General features: G+C 62.7%; 22 protein-coding genes. 11 read left to right on the forward strand and 11 right to left on the reverse strand.

The genetic code is table 11. From position 1 onward, the window contains the following. Positions 1–2 precede the first annotated feature (2 nt). Genes pqqB through BLU26_RS18340 form a run of 5 tightly spaced genes read left to right on the forward strand, consistent with a single transcriptional unit; the run spans position 3 to position 4,933 of the window. A complete protein-coding gene (gene pqqB / locus BLU26_RS18320; protein WP_092288260.1) occupies positions 3–914 on the forward strand; it encodes a pyrroloquinoline quinone biosynthesis protein PqqB in 912 nt (303 codons plus the stop codon). Positions 915–924: 10 nt separating this feature from the next. Beyond that, a complete protein-coding gene (pqqC, locus tag BLU26_RS18325) occupies positions 925–1,677 on the forward strand; it encodes a pyrroloquinoline-quinone synthase PqqC (RefSeq protein WP_083724656.1) in 753 nt (250 codons plus the stop codon). Further along, complete coding sequence (gene pqqD, locus BLU26_RS18330; protein WP_092288261.1) at positions 1,674–1,952, forward strand: pyrroloquinoline quinone biosynthesis peptide chaperone PqqD; 279 nt, start codon at positions 1,674–1,676, stop codon at positions 1,950–1,952. Before pqqC ends, pqqD begins: the two co-directional genes overlap by 4 nt. After that, a complete protein-coding gene (pqqE, locus tag BLU26_RS18335) occupies positions 1,924–3,066 on the forward strand; it encodes a pyrroloquinoline quinone biosynthesis protein PqqE (protein WP_092288262.1) in 1,143 nt (380 codons plus the stop codon). Before pqqD ends, pqqE begins: the two co-directional genes overlap by 29 nt. Continuing rightward, complete coding sequence (locus BLU26_RS18340) at positions 3,032–4,933, forward strand: alpha/beta hydrolase family protein (protein WP_092288263.1); 1,902 nt, start codon at positions 3,032–3,034, stop codon at positions 4,931–4,933. The genes pqqE and BLU26_RS18340 overlap by 35 nt, the downstream gene beginning before the upstream one ends. A gap of 23 nt (positions 4,934–4,956) precedes the next feature. Here the strand turns inward: BLU26_RS18340 and BLU26_RS18345 are convergent, their stop codons facing one another. After that, positions 4,957–5,403 carry a regulator gene (locus BLU26_RS18345; protein ID WP_092288264.1) on the reverse strand — a complete coding sequence of 149 codons (447 nt, stop codon included), beginning with the start codon at positions 5,401–5,403 and terminating at the stop codon, positions 4,957–4,959. Positions 5,404–5,449: 46 nt separating this feature from the next. Then, entirely contained in the window at positions 5,450–7,555 is a 2,106-nt protein-coding gene (locus BLU26_RS18350; protein WP_092288265.1) for a 4Fe-4S binding protein, read from the reverse strand. A gap of 256 nt (positions 7,556–7,811) precedes the next feature. Here BLU26_RS18350 and ercA point away from each other — a divergent pair, with 256 nt between their 5' ends. From ercA to BLU26_RS18365, 3 genes are all read left to right on the forward strand, one after another. Then, entirely contained in the window at positions 7,812–8,975 is a 1,164-nt protein-coding gene (ercA, locus tag BLU26_RS18355; RefSeq protein WP_092288266.1) for an alcohol dehydrogenase-like regulatory protein ErcA, read from the forward strand. Further along, the gene (locus BLU26_RS18360) at positions 8,959–10,689 is read left to right on the forward strand and encodes a PAS domain-containing hybrid sensor histidine kinase/response regulator (RefSeq protein WP_092288267.1); all 1,731 of its coding nucleotides are present in this window, start codon (positions 8,959–8,961) and stop codon (positions 10,687–10,689) included. The genes ercA and BLU26_RS18360 overlap by 17 nt, the downstream gene beginning before the upstream one ends. 310 nt (positions 10,690–10,999) lie before the next feature. Further along, on the forward strand, positions 11,000–11,638 hold the full coding sequence (locus tag BLU26_RS18365; protein ID WP_092288268.1) for an isochorismatase family protein: 639 nt from the start codon (positions 11,000–11,002) through the stop codon (positions 11,636–11,638). A 54-nt stretch (positions 11,639–11,692) separates the two neighbouring features. On the opposite strand, the gene BLU26_RS18370 is transcribed toward BLU26_RS18365, so the two are convergent. Genes BLU26_RS18370 through BLU26_RS18405 form a run of 8 tightly spaced genes read right to left on the reverse strand, consistent with a single transcriptional unit; the run spans position 11,693 to position 17,924 of the window. Then, positions 11,693–12,616, reverse strand: coding sequence for a metal ABC transporter solute-binding protein, Zn/Mn family (locus BLU26_RS18370; RefSeq protein ID WP_092288269.1), 924 nt, complete (start codon positions 12,614–12,616; stop codon positions 11,693–11,695). Next, positions 12,613–13,518, reverse strand: coding sequence for a metal ABC transporter permease (locus BLU26_RS18375; protein ID WP_092288270.1), 906 nt, complete (start codon positions 13,516–13,518; stop codon positions 12,613–12,615). Before BLU26_RS18375 ends, BLU26_RS18370 begins: the two co-directional genes overlap by 4 nt. Continuing rightward, positions 13,515–14,297: a metal ABC transporter ATP-binding protein gene (locus tag BLU26_RS18380; protein ID WP_092288271.1), complete on the reverse strand. Its 783-nt coding sequence runs from the start codon at positions 14,295–14,297 to the stop codon at positions 13,515–13,517. Before BLU26_RS18380 ends, BLU26_RS18375 begins: the two co-directional genes overlap by 4 nt. Further along, entirely contained in the window at positions 14,294–15,229 is a 936-nt protein-coding gene (locus tag BLU26_RS18385; RefSeq protein ID WP_231701978.1) for a metal ABC transporter substrate-binding protein, read from the reverse strand. Before BLU26_RS18385 ends, BLU26_RS18380 begins: the two co-directional genes overlap by 4 nt. A 55-nt stretch (positions 15,230–15,284) precedes the next feature. Then, entirely contained in the window at positions 15,285–15,860 is a 576-nt protein-coding gene (locus tag BLU26_RS18390) for a DUF6162 family protein (protein WP_092288273.1), read from the reverse strand. After that, the gene (locus BLU26_RS18395) at positions 15,857–16,186 is read right to left on the reverse strand and encodes a hypothetical protein (RefSeq protein WP_092288274.1); all 330 of its coding nucleotides are present in this window, start codon (positions 16,184–16,186) and stop codon (positions 15,857–15,859) included. The genes BLU26_RS18390 and BLU26_RS18395 overlap by 4 nt, the downstream gene beginning before the upstream one ends. After that, positions 16,183–16,725: a thiamine pyrophosphate-binding protein gene (locus BLU26_RS18400; protein WP_092288275.1), complete on the reverse strand. Its 543-nt coding sequence runs from the start codon at positions 16,723–16,725 to the stop codon at positions 16,183–16,185. The genes BLU26_RS18395 and BLU26_RS18400 overlap by 4 nt, the downstream gene beginning before the upstream one ends. Then, entirely contained in the window at positions 16,722–17,924 is a 1,203-nt protein-coding gene (locus tag BLU26_RS18405; protein WP_092288276.1) for a PepSY-associated TM helix domain-containing protein, read from the reverse strand. The genes BLU26_RS18400 and BLU26_RS18405 overlap by 4 nt, the downstream gene beginning before the upstream one ends. Positions 17,925–18,278: 354 nt before the next feature. On the opposite strand from BLU26_RS18405, the gene BLU26_RS18410 reads away from it, so the two are divergent. The 3 genes from BLU26_RS18410 (at position 18,279) to BLU26_RS18420 (ending at position 21,169) form a co-directional block, all read left to right on the forward strand. After that, positions 18,279–19,229: a hypothetical protein gene (locus BLU26_RS18410; RefSeq protein WP_092288277.1), complete on the forward strand. Its 951-nt coding sequence runs from the start codon at positions 18,279–18,281 to the stop codon at positions 19,227–19,229. Further along, the gene (locus BLU26_RS18415; RefSeq protein WP_092288278.1) at positions 19,226–19,552 is read left to right on the forward strand and encodes a DUF7693 family protein; all 327 of its coding nucleotides are present in this window, start codon (positions 19,226–19,228) and stop codon (positions 19,550–19,552) included. The genes BLU26_RS18410 and BLU26_RS18415 overlap by 4 nt, the downstream gene beginning before the upstream one ends. Before the next feature lie 273 nt (positions 19,553–19,825). Next, positions 19,826–21,169, forward strand: a complete 1,344-nt coding sequence (locus BLU26_RS18420) for an MFS transporter (RefSeq protein WP_092288279.1) — start codon at positions 19,826–19,828, stop codon at positions 21,167–21,169. 112 nt (positions 21,170–21,281) lie between these two features. Here the strand turns inward: BLU26_RS18420 and BLU26_RS18425 are convergent, their stop codons facing one another. Next, complete coding sequence (locus tag BLU26_RS18425; RefSeq protein ID WP_092288280.1) at positions 21,282–21,941, reverse strand: flagellar brake protein; 660 nt, start codon at positions 21,939–21,941, stop codon at positions 21,282–21,284. Between the last annotated feature and the right edge of the window lie 78 nt (positions 21,942–22,019).

The following is a 22,019-nucleotide window of genomic DNA, read 5'->3' on the forward strand; positions in this document are numbered from 1 at the left end:
CCATGCATGTACAGATACTTGGTTCAGCTGCTGGCGGTGGTTTTCCGCAGTGGAACTGTAACTGCCGCAACTGCGACGGCTTGCGCCGTGGCACGCTGAACGCGAAAGCGCGTACCCAATCTTCCATTGCCTTGTCGGATGACGGGGTGAACTGGATTCTCTGCAACGCTTCCCCTGACATTCGCACCCAGTTGGAGCAGACGCCTGTGCTGCAACCGGCGCGGGCGGTGCGTGATACGGCGATCCGGGCGATTGTGTTGATGGACAGCCAGATTGATCACGTGACCGGGCTGCTGACCCTGCGTGAGGGTTGCCCGCACGAGGTCTGGTGTACCGATATGGTCCATGAAGACCTGCAGACCGGCTTCCCGCTGTTCCCGATGCTGAGCCATTGGAACGGTGGTTTGCAGCGCCGCGGGATCGGGCTAGGCGAGCCGTTCCGTATTCCCGCTTGCCCGGCGCTGGAGTTTTTGCCGATTCCGCTGCGCAGCGCGGCGCCGCCGTATTCGCCGCACCGCAACGATCCGCACCCCGGCGACAACATCGGCCTGCTGGTGCGCGACACCAATACCGGCGGTGTGCTGTTTTATGCACCGGGCCTGGGCCAGCCGGATGAAGGCCTGCTGGCGACCATGCGTGATGCCGATTGTCTGCTGGTAGACGGCACCCTGTGGCGCGATGACGAGATGGCCTTTGCTGGCGTGGGCGACAAGCTCGGCAGCGAGATGGGCCACCTGCAGCAGAGTGGGCCGGGCGGGATGATCGAGCTGCTGGATGCGCAGCCGGCCAGCCGCAAGGTGCTCATTCATATCAACAACACCAATCCGATCCTGGACGAGGACTCCGCCGAGCGCGCCGAACTGGTAGCGCATGGCATCGAGGTCGCCCATGACGGTATGCAGATCGTTCTGTAAGGAGGCCGCCATGCAGCGCGAGCCGATGAGTATTGCCGAATTCGAGCAGGCCCTGCGCGACAAGGGCCGCTACTACCACATTCATCACCCGTTCCACGTTGCCATGTACGACGGCAGCGCAACCCGCGAGCAGATTCAGGGTTGGGTGGCGAACCGTTTCTACTATCAGGTCTGCATTCCGGTGAAGGACGCGGCGATTCTGGCTAACTGCCCGGACCGCGACACCCGCCGCGAGTGGATTCAGCGCATCATCGACCACGATGGCGAGCCGGGCAGCGAAGGTGGCATCGAGGCCTGGCTGCGCTTGGGCGAGGCCGTGGGGCTGGACCGCGAGGTGCTGCTGTCGCAGGAGCTGGTGCTGCCGGGCGTGCGCTTTGCGGTGGATGCCTACGTCAACTTCGCCCGCCGGGCGAGCTGGCAGGAGGCGGCCAGTTCGTCGCTGACCGAGCTGTTTGCCCCGCACATTCATCAGTCGCGGCTGGACAGCTGGCCGCAGCATTACCCGTGGATTGATCCGACCGGATACGACTACTTCCGCAAGCGTCTGAAAGAGGCCCGCCGCGACGTCGAGCACGGCCTGCGCATTACCCTGCATCACTACACCACCTGGGAGGCGCAGCAGCGCATGCTGGAGATTCTGCAGTTCAAACTGGACGTGCTCTGGAGCATGCTCGACGCCATGACCATGGCCTACGAGCTGGAGCGCCCGCCGTATCACACGGTCACGGCCGACAAGGCCTGGCACCGGGGGATCGCGCTATGAGCCCGGTGGTGCGTGATAACACGCCGGTGCTGCGCCCCGGCTTTCGTCTGCAATGGGAACCGGTGCAGAACAGTCACGTGCTGCTCTACCCGGAGGGCATGGTCAAGCTGAACGAAAGCGCCGCCGAAGTGCTGTTGCTGGTCGACGGCAAGCGGCCGGTGGCTGACATCATCGACACCCTGTCCGAACGTTTCCCCAATGTGCCTGGTCTGGACGAAGACGTTCTGGCCTTCATCGAGGTGGCCCATGCTCAACACTGGCTCCACATCCGCTGAACAGGGGCCACCACTGTGGCTGCTGGCTGAGCTGACCTACCGCTGCCCGCTGCAGTGCCCGTACTGCTCGAACCCGCTGGAGTTTGCCAACCACAAGAGTGAGTTGAGCACCGCCCAGTGGATCGATGTATTCACCCAGGCGCGAGCGCTGGGCGCGGCGCAGCTGGGCTTTTCCGGTGGCGAGCCGCTGGTGCGCGAGGACCTGCCCGAGCTGATCGGCGCGGCGCGCGAACTGGGCTTTTACACCAACCTGATCACCTCCGGTATGGGGCTGACCGAGGCCAAGATCGAGGCGTTCCGCGAGGCGGGGCTGGATCATATCCAGATCAGCTTTCAGGCCTCCGATGCCGAGATCAACAACATGCTCGCCGGCTCGCGCAAGGCGTTCGAGCAGAAACTGGCGATGGCGCGGGCGGTCAAGGCGGCGGGTTACCCGATGGTGCTCAACTTCGTTACCCATCGGCACAACATCGACCAGATCGACCGCATCATCGAGCTGTGCGTGGCGCTGGAGGCCGATTTTGTCGAGCTGGCGACCTGTCAGTACTACGGCTGGGCGCACCTGAACCGCGCCGGGCTGCTGCCGACCAAGGCGCAGCTGGACCACGCCGAGCAGGTCACCAATGCGTGGCGCGAGAAACTGGCCGAGCAGGGCAACCCGTGCAAGCTGATTCTGGTCACCCCCGATTACTACGAAGAGCGCCCCAAGGGCTGCATGAATGGCTGGGGCAATATCTTCCTGACCATCACACCGGACGGCACCGCGCTGCCGTGCCACAGCGCGCGGCAGTTGCCGGTCAGCTTCCCGAGCGTGACCGAACACAGCCTTTCACACATTTGGTATGACTCGTTCGGCTTCAACCGTTATCGCGACTATGATTGGATGAGCGAGCCATGCCGGTCCTGCGACGAAAAGGAGAAGGACTTCGGCGGCTGTCGCTGTCAGGCGTATTTGCTGACCGGTGATGCCACCCAGGCTGACCCGGTGTGCAGCAAATCGCCACACCATCACAAGATTCTGCAGGCCAGAGCCGAAGCAGAGCAGCCCCAGCCGGGGATAGAGGAGTTGACCTTCCGCAATGAGCGCACCTCAAGGATCATCTGCAAAGTCTGATAACCAACCGCCCGGCCGCTGGGCCAGCGAGTTCAGCGCGGCCCAGGCGGTCGCCGCCAGTGCCGATTACAGCGATTTGTGCTGCGCCGATGGCGCGCTCTGGTGGGTTGAGTTTCGTCCCAGCCAGGGCGACAGCGTACTGATGCAGTATCGCGACGGCCACAGCCTGCGCATTACGCCCAAGGGTTACGCCGTGCGCAGCCGGGTCTACGAGTACGGTGGTGGCAGCTTTTGTGTGCTGCCGGGGTTGCTGGGGCCTGATTGCCAGGTGGCCTTCGTCAACGCGGACGACCAGCAGATCTACCTGCACTGCCCGGCTACCCAGCAGCTACGCAAGCTGAGCAAGAATCCCGAGTACCGGTATGGCGGCCTGTGCGCTGATCCGCTGCGCCGGCGCGTGTTGGCGGTAGAGGAGGCGCATCTGCCGGGTCGGGTTGAGCATCGGCTGGTCGCTATCGGGTTGGATGGCAGCCGCCAGGTGCTGGCCGATGCGGCAGATTTTTACCACAGCCCGCAGCTCAGCGACGAGGGCGCGCAACTCGCCTGGATCGAATGGGACAGGCCCAACCTCAGCTGGACGCGCACCCGGCTGATGCACGCCGGGCTGGATGAGCCGGGTGCGATTACCACGCAGCAGACAATTCCCGGCGGCGATGAAGCCTTTCAACAACCGCAGTTTGATCAGCAGGGGCAACTGCTCTGCCTGACTGACCGCAGTGGCTATTGGGTGCCCTGGGCCCTGGCTGCGGACGGCAGCGCAACGCGGCTACCCAGCCACGCGGCTGATCACGCCCCGGCGCCCTGGCAACAGGGCGTTAATACCTGGCTGGCGCTGAAGGACGACTGGCTGGCGCTGAGCTGGACCGATGGCGGATACGGCCACCTTGCGCTGCGCCATGCGCGCAGCAGTGAGGAGCGCTTGTTGGCGCACGGCTACAGCCGTTTTCGCTACCTGTGCAGTGACGGTCAGGCGCTCTACTGCATTGCCGCCTCGCCGCGCTGCAGCGCCGCCATACTGCGGATTGATCTGGCCAGCGGCGCGCTCACCCGGCTGCGCGGTGACGACAGCAGCTTGCCAGCGGACGATCTGGCCCAGCCGCAACGCTTGCTGTATCTGAGCGAGGGCGGTGAAACCGCGCATGGCTTTTTCTACCCGCCGCGCAATAGCGCGCAATCGCCCACCCAGGCGCCGCCCTTGCTGGTCTTTACCCACGGCGGGCCGACCTCGGCCTGCTACCCGGTGCTGGATAATCGCATCCAGTTCTGGACCCAGCGCGGCTTTGCCGTGGTTGACCTCAACTACCGTGGCAGCACGGGCTATGGCCGCGCCTATCGCCAGCGTTTGCAGGGTGGCTGGGGCGTGGTGGATGTGCAGGATGTGTTGGCGGCTATCGAGCACCTTGGCCGCCAAGGCTGCATCGACCCACAGCGGGTGTTTATCCGCGGCTCCAGCGCTGGCGGCTACACCACGCTGTGCAGTCTGATCGCCGGGCCCCAGCGTTTTCGCGCCGCAGCCAGTTTGTATGGGGTGAGTGATCCGCTGCAGCTGCGCGCCGTGACCCACAAGTTTGAGGCCGATTACATCGACTGGCTGATCGGCGACCCCGAGACCCAGCCCAAACGTTACGTCGAGCGTTCACCCTTGGTGCAGGCCGATCGCATCCGCACGCCGGTGATCTTCTTTCAAGGCCTGCGCGACGCCGTGGTGCTGCCCAGCCAGACCGAACAGATGGTTGCCGCACTGGACGACAACGGCGTACCGGTACACAGCGTGACCTTCGCCGATGAACGCCACGGCTTCCGGCAGGCCGCGCATCTGACGCAGGTGCTGGAAGAGGAGTTGGCGTTTTATCAAGCGTGGTTGTAATGGGGCGCTGCCGTATCCCGCTGTTAGCCAGACGCCGCCTGCTGGCGTTGGTTGGCCTCGTGCAGCGCGGCAAACTCGGCCATGCCTAACGCTGCGATCAGGTTCTGCTGGTCATCCAGAATCTCGTACATCACGCCACTGGTGCCGCGAATGCTGAACAGCACTACTGTGCCGCCATCGCCGCCGCATTCCCGGTGTGGCGTGCTGTCGGCGGCGCTCACCGTATAGCTGCCGGTGGGCCGTATCTCCTTGAGGTCGCCGTTGGCGTGATAGAGGTGATGCTCGCCGCTGATCACAAAGGTGTGATTCAGCGCGCAGTGGCGGTGCAGGACGATCGGGTCGTGCGCGCGGAAATGAAAGATTACATCTACCAACTGATTGGCTTGGTCGATGTTCAGAATGCTGTAAGAGAAATTCTCGAAGCCGGGCAACTGGCTCCAGTGAATCTGGCGGTCGTCAAAGTGTTGCATGCGGGTGTGCCTCTTGTTGGTGTGATTTCCCTGGTTGGCGGGTGGCTCAGCGACCGGGCGACCAGTCGCTGACAATAATCTGGCCGGCGGCCGCCCTTTGCGCCTTGGCGGCCTGCTTGCGCGCGCTGATGCTGGCCACGCACTGATCCTGGTTGTTCAGAATCACGATGCACTCCAGGCATTGAATGCACTCCTCGTAGTCGATGGCGCCGCTGCGCTTGATAGCGCCGATCTCGCATTTGTTGTGGCAGTGCTGGCAGGGCTTGCCGCAGGCATCGATGCGCGTCAGCCAGGAGAACAGCCGCAGCCGCCCGAGTATCGCCAGCCCGGCACCGAGCGGGCACACATAACGACAGTAGAACTTGTGCACAAACAGGCCGAGCCCGAGCAGCAGCAAGGCATAGAGTACAAAGGGCCAGCTGCGCACAAAGAGCAGGGTGATCGAGGTTTTAAATGGCTCGACCTCGGCCAACCGCTCGGCCAGTGTCAAGGAGTAGAAAGCGGTCGGTAGCAGGGCAATCAGGATCAGATACTTGAGCCATTGCAGGCGCTGGTGCATGCGTTCGCTGATCTTCCATTGCCTCAGCTTGAGCCGCTTGGCTAGCCAGCCGACCATCTCCTGCAGGGCGCCGAACGGGCATAGCCAGCCACAGAACAGCCCTCTGCCCCAGATGAACAGGCTGGCAAAGGTAAACACCCAGAGGCAGAAAATCACCGGGTCCATCAGGAATACGGTCAGGTCGAAGCCGTGCCAGAGCGCGAGCAGCAGGGTGAAGATATTCACTACCGACAGCTGCCCTTGGGCGTAAAAACCGATAAAAAACAGGGTGAACAGTAAAAAACCGGCACGAAACCAATGAAAGCCTCGGCTGTGTTCGCTGATCTGCCGCTGTTTGACAAACACCACGGTGAGCAGCGTCAGCGCCGCCGCCAGCAGGCACAGTTGCCAGGCACGTTGCTGCCACATGCGCAGCCAGACCGGCGTAGCTTTGGCTGCTATCACCTGCGCCTGTATATCGAACAGCGTTGGGTCGAGCGTCAGCGCCTGACGGAACTGGCTTTGCTGCTCGATCAGCGGATTGCGTCGCAAGCTGACGTTGAGCTGCAGCGCCGCCGGCGCCAGCGGGTTGAACGCCGCGTGGGTTTTGATGCGGAAGATATTGGCGTGTAAATCGCGCTCTGGGGTGTTGATCAGCTCCAGCAACGCGCCGTTGTTGAAGTTCATGTCGTGCAGCTCTATCGCCTTGCCGTTTTGCAGCAGGTTGAGGCGGCTGGGCGCGGTGGCCGGGATAAAATCTGGCGGTACATGCGTGTAGCTGCCGCGCGACATCACCAGCAGTGCTTGCTCGTTAGCTTCCAATTCACTCATCAGTTGCGTAAAGCGCGTCTCACCCAGCAGGTTTCGGCCAATGCTGGGCGCGTTCAGATAGGCGAAGTAGAGCTCGCTGAAGGGCGCTTGCGCATCGCCCGCAACATCGGGATAAAGCGCCAGCGAGTGGCCCAATTGCTGTTCGACTGTCTCGCGGCGTAATATCCAGTGCTGCACATAACCGCGCTCGAGCAGTTGCTGCCAGCTCAGTGGCTGGAACAGCTCGGCACGAGCGATGGCCTGCGGCCCTTGCGCGAACTCTGGGAGCAGCGCGCGGGCCACGGTCATCGCCGATTGCAGTACCGTCTCATTGAGAATTACCACCGAGACCGTGGCCTTGCTGACGCCATCGATATAACCGAGGCTGTCGCCTTCTACCGCGTTGCCGTGGGCGCTACCCACCAGAATCGGCGTGGCGATATTGCGGCCAGCGTACTGGGCGGCAAAGTCGAACAGCGGTTGCTCCCCCAGCCCGTGCAGAAAGACCGGTTCGTGATGCTCCAGCACGCTGACGCCGGTCAGCTTGCCGCTGGGCGTCATGCCGATCAGCAGGCGAATCGGCTTGCCGGAAAAACCCTGCAGGCTGGAGTAGTCGGTCGACTCAAAGGCATACCCCAGCAGCGCGTCGAGCTGGTAGGCCTGATACACCGGCGGCTCGCCCTGTTTGGGCTCGATGCGGGTGGCGCTGGGAAACAGCGCCTGCACCGCCTGTTCCACGCTCTGCGTGCGCGGCTCCACATTGGCCTGTAAGGGCGTGGCGGTTACCCAGCACAGCAGCGCCATCAGTAAAGCGCGAAGAGTTGAATGGGTGCAGGCAGGCATGGGTCTGGCCCCGGCTTTTTATGATTTGCTCCATGCTATCCAGCCATCTGCTGCCAGCCATGCCACTTAGGGCCTGATGCACCGCTACTTCAGTCTTATAGCCGCCGGTTTCGGCTTAAAAAGGGCAGGGCTTTAGGGTAGGCTGCGGGAATGCCGGGCGGCGCTGCAGTGCTGCCTTCAGGCGATCCATTACAAGAACAACAGCGGTGCAAAATCCATGAGTTACGATATCAGCCAGCTGCGCAAATTCGTCACGCCGGAAATCATCTTCGGCGCCGGCGCGCGCAAGACCGTGGCCAATTACGCCACCACCTTTGGCGCCAAGAAAGTTCTGCTGGTGTCCGATCCTGGTGTACAGGCGGTTGGTTGGGTAGTGGATGTGGAAGAAAGCCTGCAAGCGCAGGGCATCGACTACGTGCTGTTTACCCAGGTATCGGCCAATCCACGCACCGAAGAGGTGATGCACGGCGCCGAGGTGTACCGCGCGGCGGGCTGCAACGTGATTGTGGCGATTGGCGGCGGCAGCCCGATTGACTGCGCCAAGGCGATTGGCATTGCGGTGGCGCACGACCGCCACATTCTGGAGTTTGAGGGCGTAGACACCATCCGCGCGCCTATCCCGCCGCTGATCTGTATTCCCACCACCGCCGGCACGTCCGCCGACGTGTCGCAGTTCGTGATCATTTCCGATCAGCAGGAGAAGGTGAAGTTCTCGATCATCAGCAAGGCGGTAGTGCCGGACGTGTCGCTGATCGACCCGGAAACCACCTCGACCATGGACCCCTTCCTGTCGGCCTGTACCGGGGTGGATGCCATGGTGCACGCCATTGAAGCCTTCGTCTCCACTGGCAGCGGCCCCATGACCGATGCCCACGCGCTGGAAGCCATGCGCCTGCTGAACAGCAACCTGGTGAAGATGATTCAAAACCCGCAGGACATCGCCCTGCGTGAGCAGGTGATGCTCGGCAGCCTGCAGGCCGGTCTGGCGTTCTCCAACGCGATTCTTGGCGCGGTACACGCCATGTCGCACAGCCTGGGTGGCTTTCTGGACCTGCCACACGGCCTGTGCAATGCGATTCTGGTGGAGCATGTGGTGGCCTTCAATTTCGACTCGGCACCGGATCGCTTCAAGGTGATTGCGCAAACGCTGGGGATCGATATTCGCGGGCTGAGCACGCCGCAGGTAAAACAGCGTCTGGTGCAGCATCTGATCGAGTTGAAGCAGGCGGTGGGCTTCCAGCAGACGCTGGCGATGCACGGCGTCAGCAACAGTGACCTGCGCATGCTCTCGCTGCACGCGATGGATGACCCGTGCATCCTCACCAATCCGCGTGAATCCAGCCTCGCCGACGTTGAGGTGGTCTATGCCGAAGCCCTCTGATCCGCGCCGTGAGGTGCTGACAGGGCTGTTGGGGCTGGGCTCGCAGTCCTCGCGCAAGAGTTACTACCCCGAGCTTTCAGCGCGGCTGGAGGAGCTGGAGGCCGAGCGCAACCGCTATAAGTGGCTGTTTGAAAACGCCGTACACGGTATCTTTCAGGCCAGCCTGGGCAAGGGGCTGCTGACCGCCAACCAGTCGCTGGCGCGTATGCTCGGCTATGGCTCGGTGACAGCGCTGGTTGCAGCACGGCAGTCGCTGGAACAGGGCTTCTTCATCAGCGCCGACGAGTTTCAGCGCGTCCGCCGCCACCTGTTGCTGCAGGGCGAGTTGACGGGGTATGAAACCCGTCTGGCCCGCGCCGACGGTAGCCTGCTGGATGTGCGCATGAACATTCTGCTGCGTCCTGACGCGGCTGATCATGTGATTGAGGCCTTCGTGGCTGATGTGACCGAGCGCAAGCAGGCACAAGTTGCCATGCAGCAGCTCAACGATGAACTGGAACAGCGTGTTCAGGCCCGTACCCGCGAGCTGGAAACCCTGAATGAAAGCCTGCGCTTCGAGATCATCGAGCGCGAGCGCACCCAATGCGAGTTGCGCGAGGCGCGTGATGTGGCCGAGCAGGCCAATCGCAGCAAGGATCGTTATCTGGCGGCCGCCAGTCACGACCTGTTACAGCCACTGAATGCCGCCCGTTTGCTGATGGCCACGCTGCGCGACAGCGCACTACCGGCCAGCGCTGCGCAGATGGTCGAGCGCTCACACACGGCGATGGAAAGTGCCGAGGACATGCTCAGCGATCTGCTGGATATCTCCCGTCTGGATCAGCCAAACCTGCAGGCAGAATTCGATGATTACGCCATCGCTGATGTGATCGAGCCGCTGCTCAGCGAGTTCCACAGCGTGGCCCAGGCCGGCGGCGTGACGCTGCGCGGACGCCTGCCAAACCGGACCGTGCATACCGACTACCGTTTGCTCAGCCGCATTCTGCGCAACTTCATCAGTAACGCCATCCGCTACACCGAGCGGGGCGGGGTGCTGGTGGGGTGCCGGGTGCGCGGCGAGCAGCTGTGCATCCAGGTGTGGGATACCGGTCGTGGCATCGAGCGGCAGGATTTTCGGCGGATTTTTCAGGAGTTCAATCAGCTGGAAGTGGGCAAGGCGGGGCAGCGCAAAGGGGTAGGGCTGGGGCTGGCGATTGTTGAGCGGATCGCGCGGCTGCTGCGCGTACGCATCGAGGTGCAGTCGCAGGTGGGCCGTGGATCGGTGTTTTCAGTCAGCGTGCCGCTGGCGCCGGATTTGCCGACGCGTGCGGCCAGCAACAGCTTGTTGGATAGCCTTGCGGTGCCACTGCAGGGACGCCGGCTGCTGGTGATTGATAACGAGGAAATCATTCTGCAGAGCATGCAGAGCCTGCTGCAGCAATGGGGTGCAGAGGTGGTGCTGGCGCTGGATGCCGACGCTGCGCTGGCCGCACTGGCAGGCGTGCCGCCGGATGCCATTCTGGTCGACTACCACCTGGATAACGGGCTGACCGGCTGCGACGCGGTGAGCCAGCTGCGCGCGCACTTCGCCCAGCCACTGCCGGCCATCATGATCACCGCCGACCGCACCGAGCATTGCCAGCAGGTACTACGCGACATGGCCATGCCGATACTCAACAAACCGCTGAAGGCTGGCAAGCTGCGGGCGATGCTGGGCAAATTGCTGCAGCCCTGAGTCAGGCTGCAGGCCCGTATGCAAAGCCGCGTTGCGCTGGCGTGGGGCAAGTGCGCCCGTGCGGTGCAATGCGGTTTTTGTCATTGTTCTCTAGCGCAGCGCCGCGCCGATTTGGGCCGCGCTGCGGCGCCCGGATTTCGGCGCCTGTCGCCGAGCTGCTGGCCCGCTGCGATGGCCTGCGCTGAACGGTACGTACCTTGCTTCCCCTTGCTCGCCCGGAATCCTCCGCCTTGAGCGGCCGAGGGCCGTTTTCGGGTGTTCTGCCGGTGTCTGCCGGCGAGGACTCATTCAAGCCGAGGAGCAGTACGTCATGAGCAAGCCCCTGATCCGGTGGGATCTCAACCCAGCCCGCACCGCCATTATTGTGGTGGATATGCAGAAGGTATTCTGCAACCCCACGGGTGCGTTGTACGTGAAGAATACCGCGCAGATCATCGCGCCCATCCTGCAGCTGACCACGGCTGCGCGCGCGGCTGAGGTGCCGGTGGTCTACCTGCGGCATATCGTCCGCGGGGATGGGTCGGATACCGGACGGATGCGCGATCTGTACCCCAATGTCGACCAGATACTGGCGCGCAGTGAGCCGGACGTAGAGGTTATTGACGAGCTGGCGCCGCAGCCCGGCGACATCGTTATCGACAAGCTGTTTTACAGCGGTTTTCACAATACCGATCTGGACACGGTGCTGCGCGCGCGGGATGTTGACACTATCATCGTCTGCGGCACGGTAACCAACGTCTGCTGCGAGACCACCATCCGCGATGGCGTGCACCGTGAGTACAAGGTGGTGGCGTTGAGCGACGCCAACGCGGCGATGGACTATCCGGATCTGGGTTTTGGGCCGACGGCGGCCGAGGAGATTCAGCGTGTGTCGCTGAGCACTATTGCCTATGAGTTTGGCGAAGTGACCACCACGGCGGATGTTATCGAGCGATTGGGCGTGGCATGACGCCTGCTGCCAGACGGTGCGCGCTTGCGAACGCGGCACCGTCTGGCGCGCGGGTCAGGGGGCGAAGGCTTCCAGCAGGTCTTTGATGTGGTTTTCCAGGTTGGTGACCGGGTCTGTGTCTGCCTCTTCCAGCACTACCAGGCTGCTGTTGCTGGCGGCGATAGCGGCGAGAATATCGTCACTCGGCTGATTGGGGGCGAGCACCAGCGCTACCTCGTAGTCGTTCAGGGTCTGGGTCAGCTGCGCCAACTGCTCTGCACTCCAGCGGCGGGTGGTGGGTAACTCGAACGGTACCGGCTCCAGATTGAGGCCGCTGATCAGATAGTCAAAGTGCGCGCTGAGGCTGACCACGCTGAGGTTGTCGATTTCCGCCAGTTTGCTCTCACTGCTGGCGCTCAGTTGCAGCAGGCGATGTTTCAGGCTGGCCAGGTTCTGCTCGATTTTCGGTCTGGCATCAGGCGCCAGGCGCACCAGATCGGCGGCGATGATATCCGCCATACGACCCATATTAGTCGGCTCCAGCCAGGGCTGGGTGTCGAGCCCGTTGCCGCTGAGCGCAGGCTGGGTGGCAATGCCGGGCAAGGCGCCATCCACCGGCCTGGCCGCGTCTATCTCGATCACCCTGATGTTGCTGCGGCGGGCCAGCGGGTAAAGGCTGTCTTCCGGCCAGCTGGAGCGCAGGCTGATGACTGCATCGGCCGTTTTGGCCAGGCCTTCCAGCTTGGCGGCGCCGCGTCCGGCGAAGTAAGACGGCTGCCGGCTGCCGGGCAGATTGGCCGGGGCCGCACGCACCAGCTGCACACTACTGCCCTCAATCAGCATGGCGGTCAGGCCATAGGTAATGGGTAGCGCGGCCAGTAGCTGTACCTGGGCCGCGGGCGAGGCGCTATCGTCGGCCGCTTGGGCCAGAACGGGGATGCTGCTGCCGACCAGCAGGGCCGTCAGCAGCGCTGTCAGCAGGCGAGGGGAGTGGCTCATCCGATATTTCCTTTCAACTGCGGGAGGGTGCCGCGGGCGATAGCGGCGAGGGCGAAGAACAGGCCAGCGACCAGAATGATGGCCGCGCCGGAGGGGATCGGCAGATCAATCATGATCGGCAGCAGAATGCCGGCCAGGGTGCTGAGCGTCGCGATGAGCACCGAGTACCAGAAAAAGCCGCGCAGCGATTGCCCCACCAGCCGCGCCGCCGCCGCCGGAATCACCAGCAGCGCACCCACCAGAATCGCGCCAATGACTTTCACTGCAGCGACGGTGATCAGGGTTACCAGTACCACAAACAGGTAGTCCATGGTTTTCACCGCGACGCCGCGTACCGCCGCCAGCTGGGGATTGAAGCTGGCCAGCATGATGCGGTTATAGAGCGGAATGGCCAGGCAGACCACCAGCGAGCCCACCCCGGCCAGCACGGCCAGATCGGTGCCGTTGACCGTGAGTACCGAACCGAAGAGCACGTTTTCCAGAATGTGAATGTTGATCCGCCCGGCCAGTATCAGCAGCAGGCTGGCGCCGAGGGCCAGGGAGACCGAGAGGAACACGCCGATCAGGGTATCCGGCGCAAGGCCGGTGCGGTTGCGCAGGTAGTTGAGCAACAGACCAAACAGCAGACAGTAGGCGAACAGGCTGCCGTACGGGCTGGTGTAGGGCTCGCCCAGCAGAATGCCGATGGCGACGCCGGTCAGCGCGGCGTGGCCGACCGCCTCAGAAAAGAAGGCGAAGCGCTTGACCACGACCAGGGTACCAAGACCTCCGAGTACCGGGCCGATCATCAACCCGGCCAGCAGCGCATTGACCACAAAACCGTAGGTGAGCATTTCCGGCAGGTAGCCGGCGCTGGCCCAGGCTTGAATGCCCAGGCGAAGGTGTTCGTAATCAAAGCTCATGCGGGCTGCCCCTGCGGCGAGTGGTCGGTGCTGCGCGGATGGGTCGAGAACAGCGCGAGCAGACGCTCTGGCGTCAGTGCCTCGCGCGGGGTCGAGCTGAACAGAATCTGCCGGTTGAGCCCGCTGACGCGGTCGGCCATACGGCCCACGGCGGCAAGGTCGTGCTCGATCCAGAGCACGGTCACGCCGGCGGCGCGCCAGTGCTGCAGCAGCCGTTCAAACACCTGGATCCCTGCTTCGTCCAGCGCCGACATAGGCTCATCCAGTACCAGCAGCTGTGGCGCCGGGATCAGGCCCTGGGCGAGTAGCACGCGCTGACGTTCACCACCGGACAGTGCGCCCATACGGCGCTTGCGCTTGCCCTGCATGCCGACCAGGTCGAGTGCCTCATCGATCGCTGCGCGAAAGCGCTTGGAGATGCCGAAAAAGGCCGGGCGGCGCTGGCACATGGCAGCCATGAAATCTTCCACACTGAGCGGCAGTCCGCGATCAAATTCCAACGCCTGCGGCACATAGCCAATCACGCCGGGGGCTTCTGGCCAGTGCAGGCGCAGCTCGCCCTGATGCGGCATTTGTCCCAGCAGGGTCTTGATCAGCGAGCTTTTGCCGCCGCCATTGGGGCCCACCAGCGCTTGTATGTCACCCGCGGCCACCTGCAAGTCGATGTGGCGCAGAATCTCGGTTCTACCCAGGCTCAGAGACACGCCGGCAAACTCGATGGCGGGCCCGCTGACCTGAGGTTGCAGCGCGCTCAATGGCGCAGCACCGGCACTGTTCATTGGGCCGACTCCTGGATCGCGCGCACCACAGTATCAAGGTTCTGCTGCATGCCCTGTTGATAGAGTTCCGGGCTGTATTCGCCGTAGGAGATGTGCGTCAGGGCATAGAGCTTCACGCCCGACTCACGCTGGATGGTGTCGACGTACGCCGAGGGAAAGTCGATCTCGGAGAAGATCACCTGAACGTCCAGCTCCTTGAGTTGATCGATGGTTTTCTTCAGCTGGCTGGGGCTGGGCTCGATACCGTGGGCCGGCTCCACCACGGCGGTGACATCCAGCCCAAACTCGCGCAGCAGGTAGTCGTAGGCGCCGTGGATGGTGGCGACGCGCAGCTCGGCGTTGGGCGCATCTGACAGTTTGGCCAGCGCATCGGCGCGCATCTTGCGCAGCGTGCGGCCGTAGCTGCGGGCGTTGCGAATGTAGGTACTGGCGTTATCGGGATCGAGTTTGCCGAGTTCGCGGGCGATATTGTTGACCTGCGCAATGCTGGCGCTGATCGACAGAAAAGTATGCGGGTTGACCACCTTGCCGGCGCCCCGCGCGGCGTTGCCGGTGGCGGCCAGCAGCGGCACGTTCTCATTGGCTTCGATGGTCGGGATGTCGGGCTTCTCGCTGGCGGCGATCATGCGGTCGGCAAAATCGTCGTGGCCGATGCCGTTGAGGACGATCACGTCCAGGGTACCGATGCGCTTGATGTCTTCAGAGTGCGGCTCGTAGGCGTGCGGGTTGAAGCCGGCGGGGATCAGGGGCACTACTTCGGCCTTGTCACCGACGATATTGCTCACGTAGCTGTAGTAAGGGTGCAGGGTGATGCCGATACGCAGCGGTTTGGCGCTGTCGGCGTAGGTGGTCTGGCAGGTGAAGAGGGCGATCAGGCTGAGCAGGGCCAGGCGCAGGAAGGTGCGTCGAGGAGTGGCGGCTTTGCGTGTCATGGTCATCCAGAAATAGGTTTCAGGTAAAAAGGTGAAGGCCCGGCGCTAGCCACGTTCAATGATCGCGGTGGCGCGTGACGCCGGCGTCAAACTGGATTGCCAGTTGCTTCCAGCCAGCAGCGATCAGCGCCTGATCACTCAAGCTGTCGGGAGCCGCAACCGGGGTTTTTGCGTGCAGCCACACGGCCTGGTTGATCTGCTCGGGTGCCGTCAGTCGCATGAGAAAGCTGCCGGCCACACTGGCGTCATCCGTCTGGCCCAGGTAGGCGCTGTCAGCACCGCGTTGAATCAGCTCCCAGTGATGGCCGCCGCGCTGCTCGGCGCTCATGTCGTGCATGAACGGCGGGAAGCCTTCTTCGCCCATCTGCTGCGGGCTGGGCAGCGCGCCAAGTTCATCGCGAATGAAAGGAATCTCTTCTGCCACCACGCGCAAATCGGCATAGATGCCTTGCTCGGCGGCGCTCAGGTCACGGCGGGCATCGAGCTGGTAGTCTGCGATGCTTTGCTCGATGGGCGCTTCGTGGTGCCAAAGAATGATGGCAGCGGCGAGCGCGAGAATCAGTGCGCAAACCAGCGCAACATACAACGACTCGTGGCCGGCACCGGCCGGGCGTACGACTTGTACCGTCACGGGCCAGGTACTTCGGTGTGATCCACTTCAACCACGTGGCCGGGGCCGGCATCGAACAGGATGTAGAACTCGTCGTCCGGCCGCGCGAAGGTCATGCTGGAGTCGTCGCCGAGCTTGCCGGGCACCAGGATCTCTTCGTTGTAGCTGATCACATCCAGGGTTACCCCGGGCGCGCCGCTGCCATCGGAAAACCCGCCAGTGCAGCGGATCTCTTCCTCGCCGACCGGCTCGCAGGTGCACAGGGGGTTGTGCGCGAACGCCTGGCCTGTGGCCATGAGTAGCCCGGCAGTCAGGCCGCTCAGACCGAAACGCGATAGTGTTTTCATTCGGTGTCTCCTCGTTGTTTCAGCCAGGCAACGGTTGCCGGTGAGGCCTGGGCCAGGGGAATAGAGCCTTGGTGCATGCTGCCGTCCCAGCCTTCCATGGTGACCCACAGCTGGTCATCGGCTTTGGCACGGGCGGGGACCGGCAGGCTGGCGCCCATGCGGTAGGGGCTGCCGAAGAACAGGGCGCCAGCTGCCCGCAGGCTGCGTGGCTTGCCGATACGCAAATAGGTGGCTTTGACCTCGTCGATGCAGGTGTCGCACAGCGCGGCGTTAAAGGCCTTGAAGTAACCTGCCGGGCCGGAAGAAACCGGGCCGTCCTCCCGCAGCTCGGCCAGCGTCAGGCTCCAGGGGCCCACCTCGATAACCCCGGCTTCACGCTGCCCCAGCCCGGTATCACCGCGAAACAGCGCGGCATCCTGGAAGTAACGCGGCATGAAGCCTAGCGGAATCAACACCAGCAGAATGTTCAGGTGAAAGCGCCAGCGCTGCCACAGACGGCCCAGGGTGCTTGGTGCAGGTGGGTTGGTTGCGGTCTTCATACGCGACCCTCGGCTGATTGGCCCAGCGTGTGCTGTGGCTGCGTTTGGCTGGCTCCGGCCTGATTGCTTTTCTTGAGTGCCTTGGCGGTGGCGATGGCGGTGCGCTTGCTCCAGATCAGCAAGCCGCTGAGTACCATCATGCTCAGTACCAGGCCGAAGAAGAACCAGATCAACTTGATCCACAGGCCGCCGAAGTCACCGGTATGCAGGGGGCGCATCGACTCGGTAACGAACTCAAGCGAGCTGCGATCGCTCAGCAGGCGAGTGTATTCCACGTCGCCATCATAGGGATTGATGCCGGCGGTCTGGTTCATCAAGGGATACCAGCCGCGGCCACTGACAAACAGCAAACTGTAGGCGTTGCCGGGCAGAAAGACCGAGCTCGCCTCCAGGGTGGGGATCTTGTCGATGGCGCGGGCAATCGCCTCATCGGTACTCAACTGGGCTGGCGCGTACAGGTCATCGCTCTGCGGCACGTCCTCGCGGGAAATAACCGGCGGCACGCCCTCGGTTGAGATGGAGATGTGGTTGTCAAACAGCAGCGCCTGAATCAGGAACCAGGTGCCGGTAATGGAAATGACCGCAATGAACCAGATCGACCAGATACCGCTGAGGCGGTGAAAGTCACCCCAGAAGATGCGTGCGCCCTGGCGTACGCGCAGGCGCGGCGAGAAAAAGCCTTTCCAGAATTTCTTGTAGACTACCAGCCCGGTGATCAGCGACACCAGCATCGGCAGACCCAGGAAGGACACCAGGTACCAGCCCCAGCTGAAGCCGTTGGTGAACGGCACCAGCCACCAGCCGTGCAGTGCGCGGGTGAACTGGCGGAAATCGAATGTGGGGCTAACGCCCTGAATGTTGCCGGTGTATGGATTGACGTAGAGCGTGGGTGAGCTGCCGTCGGGGTAGCTGACACGCGCGCGAATGGCAAAGTGCGACTCGTGCGGCTGGCTGAGCGACTGCACCTTGATGTCGGGCTCCGCTTCATTGATTTTTTGCAGTACGGCGCCAAAGCTCAGGCGTTCGGCGTCAGCTGTGGGTTTGGGTGCCCGCACGGCGGGGTCAGCCAGCCAGACGATTTCCTGGCTGACGGTTGCCAGGGTGCCGGTAACGCAGACAATGAGCACGAAAAACCAGACCGGCAACGCCAGCCAGCTGTGCACCAGGAACCAGATTTTCGAGCGGGACTTCTTCGACATGAGTTCAACTTCTTCAATGATCCGCCAGCGCGGTTATCTCCATTGGGGCGGCGGGCAGCAGGGCAATGCAATCTGTGCCTCAGCAAAGTGCCGATGAAGAAAATAACCATAGAGGTGGAGAACGTGATGTTAATGCGAACTGTTAGCATTTTCTTATTTTCTCGGGGTGCTTGTCCATCACAAAATCGCCCATTTTCTCAGGCCAGCGCGGGTTGGGGTGCAGTGCAGCAATGGTTGCGGGCGGGTTATCGCGATTATCAGGCTGTATTTAAGCCGCGTTCTGTTTAACACTTGCAGGTCGAGGTGCGATGCGCCCTTAGCTTGCCACCCACCCATGGATGCAGGATCCGCAATATGCAGTTTGCCTTGTTGGAATGGTGTTTACAGGCGCCGCTGGCGACGCCGGAGATGGACTCGGCCGATGCTTGGTTAGCGTGCTGGCAGCAGTTGCCCTTTGCTGATGCGTCCGCCATGCAACTGGCAGTACAGGGCGGTTTTCAGGCGGATCGCGCTGCCTGGGCGTTTGCCAGCGGCTATCAGGCGGCGTTGCGCGCTCAGTTCCCCTCAGCCGAGGGCGACGGCCTGTACGCGTTCTGCCTGACCGAGCAGGGCGTGCGGAGTTCGCGCCAGCTGCATAGCCGTTGGTGGCACACAGAGACGGGCGTGGCGCTGCAGGGCAGCAAGGGTTGGGCGCCGCTGTTTGAGCAGTGCCGCGCCTTTTATGTGGCCTGCCGCAGCGCAGACGGTGCCGCGCCGGATGAGCAGGAGCCCGGCGGTTTCCGCATCCTGCGCGTGGCGACTACTGCCAAAGGCGTGACCTTTACTCCCCGTGCGCCCGGCAGCTTCATGCCGGAGCTGCCCACGGCGCGCCTGCAACTGGATGGCGTGGTGCTGTGCGCCGATGCGCTGTTGCCGGGCGATGGCTGGCACGCTTACGCCAACCCTTTTTCAGTGCAGGAAGAGCTTTATGTCAGTGCGGCGTTGTTGGCCTACCTGCTGCGCGAAGGGCGCAGTAACGAGTGGCCTGTAAGCTATCTGCAGCAGTTGCTGGCCGCACTGGCGCTGTTTGCCGAGCTGGCAGGCAGCGACGGCAAGGCGACGATTTCCCGCGTGGTGCTGAGTGGGGCCACGGCCTGGGCGCGTCAGCTGTTTAATGAGGCCAATGCGCTTTGGGCTGTCGCCCCCGATGACGCACGGGCGCAACGCTGGCTGCGTGATCAGCCGATCCAGACGCTCTGGGCTGGCAGCAGCGCCCAGCGTGGCGCCAAGGCTTGGCAGGCGGTTTGTGCGCAGGTCAGCTCGTGAGTCTGCCGGGCAGCGCCAGAGCGTTGCAGGCGCGCGAGGTATACCAGGTGTTGAAGGATATTGCGCTGGAGCAGCGGCGGGTGATCGGCAAAACACCCCGGGCCTGGGGTGACGTCGCCTCGGGCGAGGTAGCGGTCGAGGTCGACGGCTATCGGCTGCGTCTGCGCAAGGAGGCGGGCGAGCTGGACTACTGCATTGCCTGCACAGCGACGGACGGGCGCAGCGCGGATATGCACTGCTGGGCCGGTGCTGGCACCGATCCGCTCGAGTTGCTCAGTGTCTGGGAGCGCGCTCGGCTGATCGAATTACTCGCTGCCGAGTAGCCACGGTCGCGCATCGTCGCCCTGGCGAGCTGTCGGCACAGTGTAACGCTGGCGCGTTAGGCTGACGGTGCTCGGACAGGCGCGGCTACTCTGGAAGCGGAACTTGCCCCCACGCCTCCGGTCAACCGGGCAACTCGTCACCCGGACGGTTTTTCTGTGCCGCCCAGCGCGCCGCGAACGTCAGGCATAAAGCTGTTGGCAGGCCCAATCGGGCGATAGCTGCTATATCTATCATTCAAGCGTTATTCAACGCTGTAATACGCAGGAGTATTGATGTCTCAGGCACTGATGGCTTTTTCTTCACTCTATTTTGCGACCCTGCTGATGCTGCTTGGCAGCGGTTTGCTGGGTACCTATCTGGGCTTGTATCTGGCCGCGAAGGAGGTGAGTGAAATCTGGATCGGTGTGCTGATGACGGGGTACTACGTAGGTCTGGTCATGGGGGCGTCGATCGGGCACCGGATGATTGCGCGGGTTGGCCATATTCGTGCCTTCGTTGCCAGCGCGGGGGTGGTAACTGCGTCAGTGCTGGGGCATGCGTTGACCGATAATGTCTCCATCTGGCTGGCGCTGCGGGTGCTCACGGGCATGGCCATGATGTGTCAGTACATGGTGCTGGAGAGCTGGCTGAATGAGCGCGCCGAGTCCCATCAGCGCGGCATGGTGTTTGCCAGCTACATGGTCGTGACCTTCCTTGGGTTGGTGCTCGGTCAGGTGGTGTTTACCGTGATGCCGACTTTGCAGATAGAGCATCTGCTGTTTGTCGCCATGTGCTTTTCACTGTGCCTGGTGCCGGTTGCCGTCACCAAGCAGATTCACCCGGCGCCACTGCACCCAGCGCCGCTCAAGGTCAAACTCTTCGTTGAGCGCATTCCACAGGCCTTGACCACCATCGCGGTGGCCGGTCTGATGCTGGGCGCGTTTTACGGTATGGCGCCGGTGTTTGCCAAGACCGCCGGCCTGACGACCTCACAGATCGGTATTTTCATGGCAGTGACCATCTGCGCCGGGTTGATGGCGCAGTGGCCGGCGGGCTGGCTGTCGGACCGGCTTGACCGTAGTCATCTGATTCAACTCAATGCGATTGTGCTGACCGGCGTGTCTGTGATGATTGCGTTGGACCTGCTGCCGGGCATGGCGCTGATGGTGCTTACCTCTCTGTTCGGGTTGCTGGTGTTTACCCTTTACCCGTTGGCGGTCGCCTTGGCCAATGACCACGTTGAGCCGGATGACCGGGTGCCGCTGTCGGCCATGCTGCTGGTGACCTTTGGCCTGGGTGCCAGTGTTGGCCCTTTGGCCAGCTCGGCGATGATGAAACTCTGGGGCGCCGACATGCTGTATGTCTTCATGGCCTGCTGCTCGCTGGTGTTGGTATTCCGCGTCCGCGCTGGCGCAGTGACCGGCGAGCACCTGGTGGAGGAGGCGCCGCTGCACTTCATGCCGGCCGCCGGTAACCTCGCCAGCTCACCGTTGGCAGCTGCGATTGATCCTCGGGTCGATGAACAGGCGGTCGCTGACCAGATGCAGGACGACGTGGTGGAAGAGGAGCCAGCGCCCTTGTCCGAGGCGGAAGTGGCAGCAGCGGATGCCGATCAGGACGACCATCGTCCGGGCTGAAGGTTTTTTTACCAGTGCCAGGTGGGCGGCGTTCTCGCCCACAGGATGCTCGCTGCAAGCAAGCTGATGGCGCGCGCTGGCGCCGGGTGAGTCCGGCGCATTCGCAGGTAGCTTAGAAAAGGTCTTCTTTTTCGATGCGGCGCGCTTCGCGCTGAAGGTGGTTGACGAAGCGGTCTATCTGCCGCTGCGCGAGGGGCGAAGGCTGGCGGAAATGCGCGCCAACGTGGGTTTCGTTTGCGGTTTCCACGAAGGCCGCATGGCGGATTTCCAGGCCCAGTTCCAGGCGCCCGGTCTCGGGCAACTGCAGATAGCAGGGCTCGAACAGTTCACCTGGTTGCAGCGACTTACTCAGATCGCCATCGAGTCGAATCTTGCAGCCGGTGGCGGAGATGTCCATCAGAAAGGCTTTCAGGCTGCGCTGGCGCTCGGGGTGGTTCAGCTCCAGCGCAATGTCGGCGGTGCGGCGGACGCTGGCTCGGAAGGCGCCACGTTTCTGGTGATAGATGAGTTCTTCCGGCATCTTCGCAGCGTAGGCGGGTGCATCGTCGAGCATCACCTGAGTAGCGCCAGGGCAGCTCCAGCGGATATGAATGCCCTCATGCCAGGCATCCACCTTGTAGGCCTCACCCTGGCTGGCGTAGCGGTCGCCTTCGCGCGGAATCATCTCGTCAATCCAGACGTCGCCACGATCGCCATCGAGGTTGACGATAAAACTCTGGAATTTCTGGGTACGATCTTCAAAGGTGATGATCAAGGGGTCGCGAGATTGCATCAGTGTCTTGAGTAGCGCGGTAATCTCAATCGGGGAGCGGACTTCGCGAGGGGGCTGTGGACCAGCTTCTTGTGAGAA

Origin of the sequence: Halopseudomonas sabulinigri (genome assembly GCF_900105255.1) — a bacterium.
Lineage (GTDB): Bacteria > Pseudomonadota > Gammaproteobacteria > Pseudomonadales > Pseudomonadaceae > Halopseudomonas > Halopseudomonas sabulinigri.

Excerpts from the sequence above, each read along its gene's own strand:
- BLU26_RS18420 (WP_092288279.1), top strand. The coding sequence starts at position 19,826 with ATGTCTCAGGCACTGATGGCTTTTTCTTCACTCTATTTTGCGACCCTG.
- pqqD (WP_092288261.1), top strand. The coding sequence starts at position 1,674 with ATGAGCCCGGTGGTGCGTGATAACACGCCGGTGCTGCGCCCCGGCTTT.
- BLU26_RS18360 (WP_092288267.1), top strand. The coding sequence starts at position 8,959 with ATGCCGAAGCCCTCTGATCCGCGCCGTGAGGTGCTGACAGGGCTGTTG.
- BLU26_RS18370 (WP_092288269.1), bottom strand. The coding sequence starts at position 12,616 with ATGAGCCACTCCCCTCGCCTGCTGACAGCGCTGCTGACGGCCCTGCTG.
- BLU26_RS18340 (WP_092288263.1), top strand. The coding sequence starts at position 3,032 with ATGAGCGCACCTCAAGGATCATCTGCAAAGTCTGATAACCAACCGCCC.
- BLU26_RS18405 (WP_092288276.1), bottom strand. The coding sequence starts at position 17,924 with ATGTCGAAGAAGTCCCGCTCGAAAATCTGGTTCCTGGTGCACAGCTGG.
- BLU26_RS18375 (WP_092288270.1), bottom strand. The coding sequence starts at position 13,518 with ATGAGCTTTGATTACGAACACCTTCGCCTGGGCATTCAAGCCTGGGCC.
- pqqB (WP_092288260.1), top strand. The coding sequence starts at position 3 with ATGCATGTACAGATACTTGGTTCAGCTGCTGGCGGTGGTTTTCCGCAG.
- BLU26_RS18410 (WP_092288277.1), top strand. The coding sequence starts at position 18,279 with ATGCAGTTTGCCTTGTTGGAATGGTGTTTACAGGCGCCGCTGGCGACG.
- BLU26_RS18395 (WP_092288274.1), bottom strand. The coding sequence starts at position 16,186 with ATGAAAACACTATCGCGTTTCGGTCTGAGCGGCCTGACTGCCGGGCTA.
- BLU26_RS18350 (WP_092288265.1), bottom strand. The coding sequence starts at position 7,555 with ATGGCGCTGCTGTGCTGGGTAACCGCCACGCCCTTACAGGCCAATGTG.
- pqqE (WP_092288262.1), top strand. The coding sequence starts at position 1,924 with ATGCTCAACACTGGCTCCACATCCGCTGAACAGGGGCCACCACTGTGG.
- ercA (WP_092288266.1), top strand. The coding sequence starts at position 7,812 with ATGAGTTACGATATCAGCCAGCTGCGCAAATTCGTCACGCCGGAAATC.
- BLU26_RS18365 (WP_092288268.1), top strand. The coding sequence starts at position 11,000 with ATGAGCAAGCCCCTGATCCGGTGGGATCTCAACCCAGCCCGCACCGCC.
- pqqC (WP_083724656.1), top strand. The coding sequence starts at position 925 with ATGCAGCGCGAGCCGATGAGTATTGCCGAATTCGAGCAGGCCCTGCGC.
- BLU26_RS18380 (WP_092288271.1), bottom strand. The coding sequence starts at position 14,297 with ATGAACAGTGCCGGTGCTGCGCCATTGAGCGCGCTGCAACCTCAGGTC.
- BLU26_RS18425 (WP_092288280.1), bottom strand. The coding sequence starts at position 21,941 with ATGCAATCTCGCGACCCCTTGATCATCACCTTTGAAGATCGTACCCAG.
- BLU26_RS18345 (WP_092288264.1), bottom strand. The coding sequence starts at position 5,403 with ATGCAACACTTTGACGACCGCCAGATTCACTGGAGCCAGTTGCCCGGC.
- BLU26_RS18400 (WP_092288275.1), bottom strand. The coding sequence starts at position 16,725 with ATGAAGACCGCAACCAACCCACCTGCACCAAGCACCCTGGGCCGTCTG.
- BLU26_RS18385 (WP_231701978.1), bottom strand. The coding sequence starts at position 15,229 with ATGACACGCAAAGCCGCCACTCCTCGACGCACCTTCCTGCGCCTGGCC.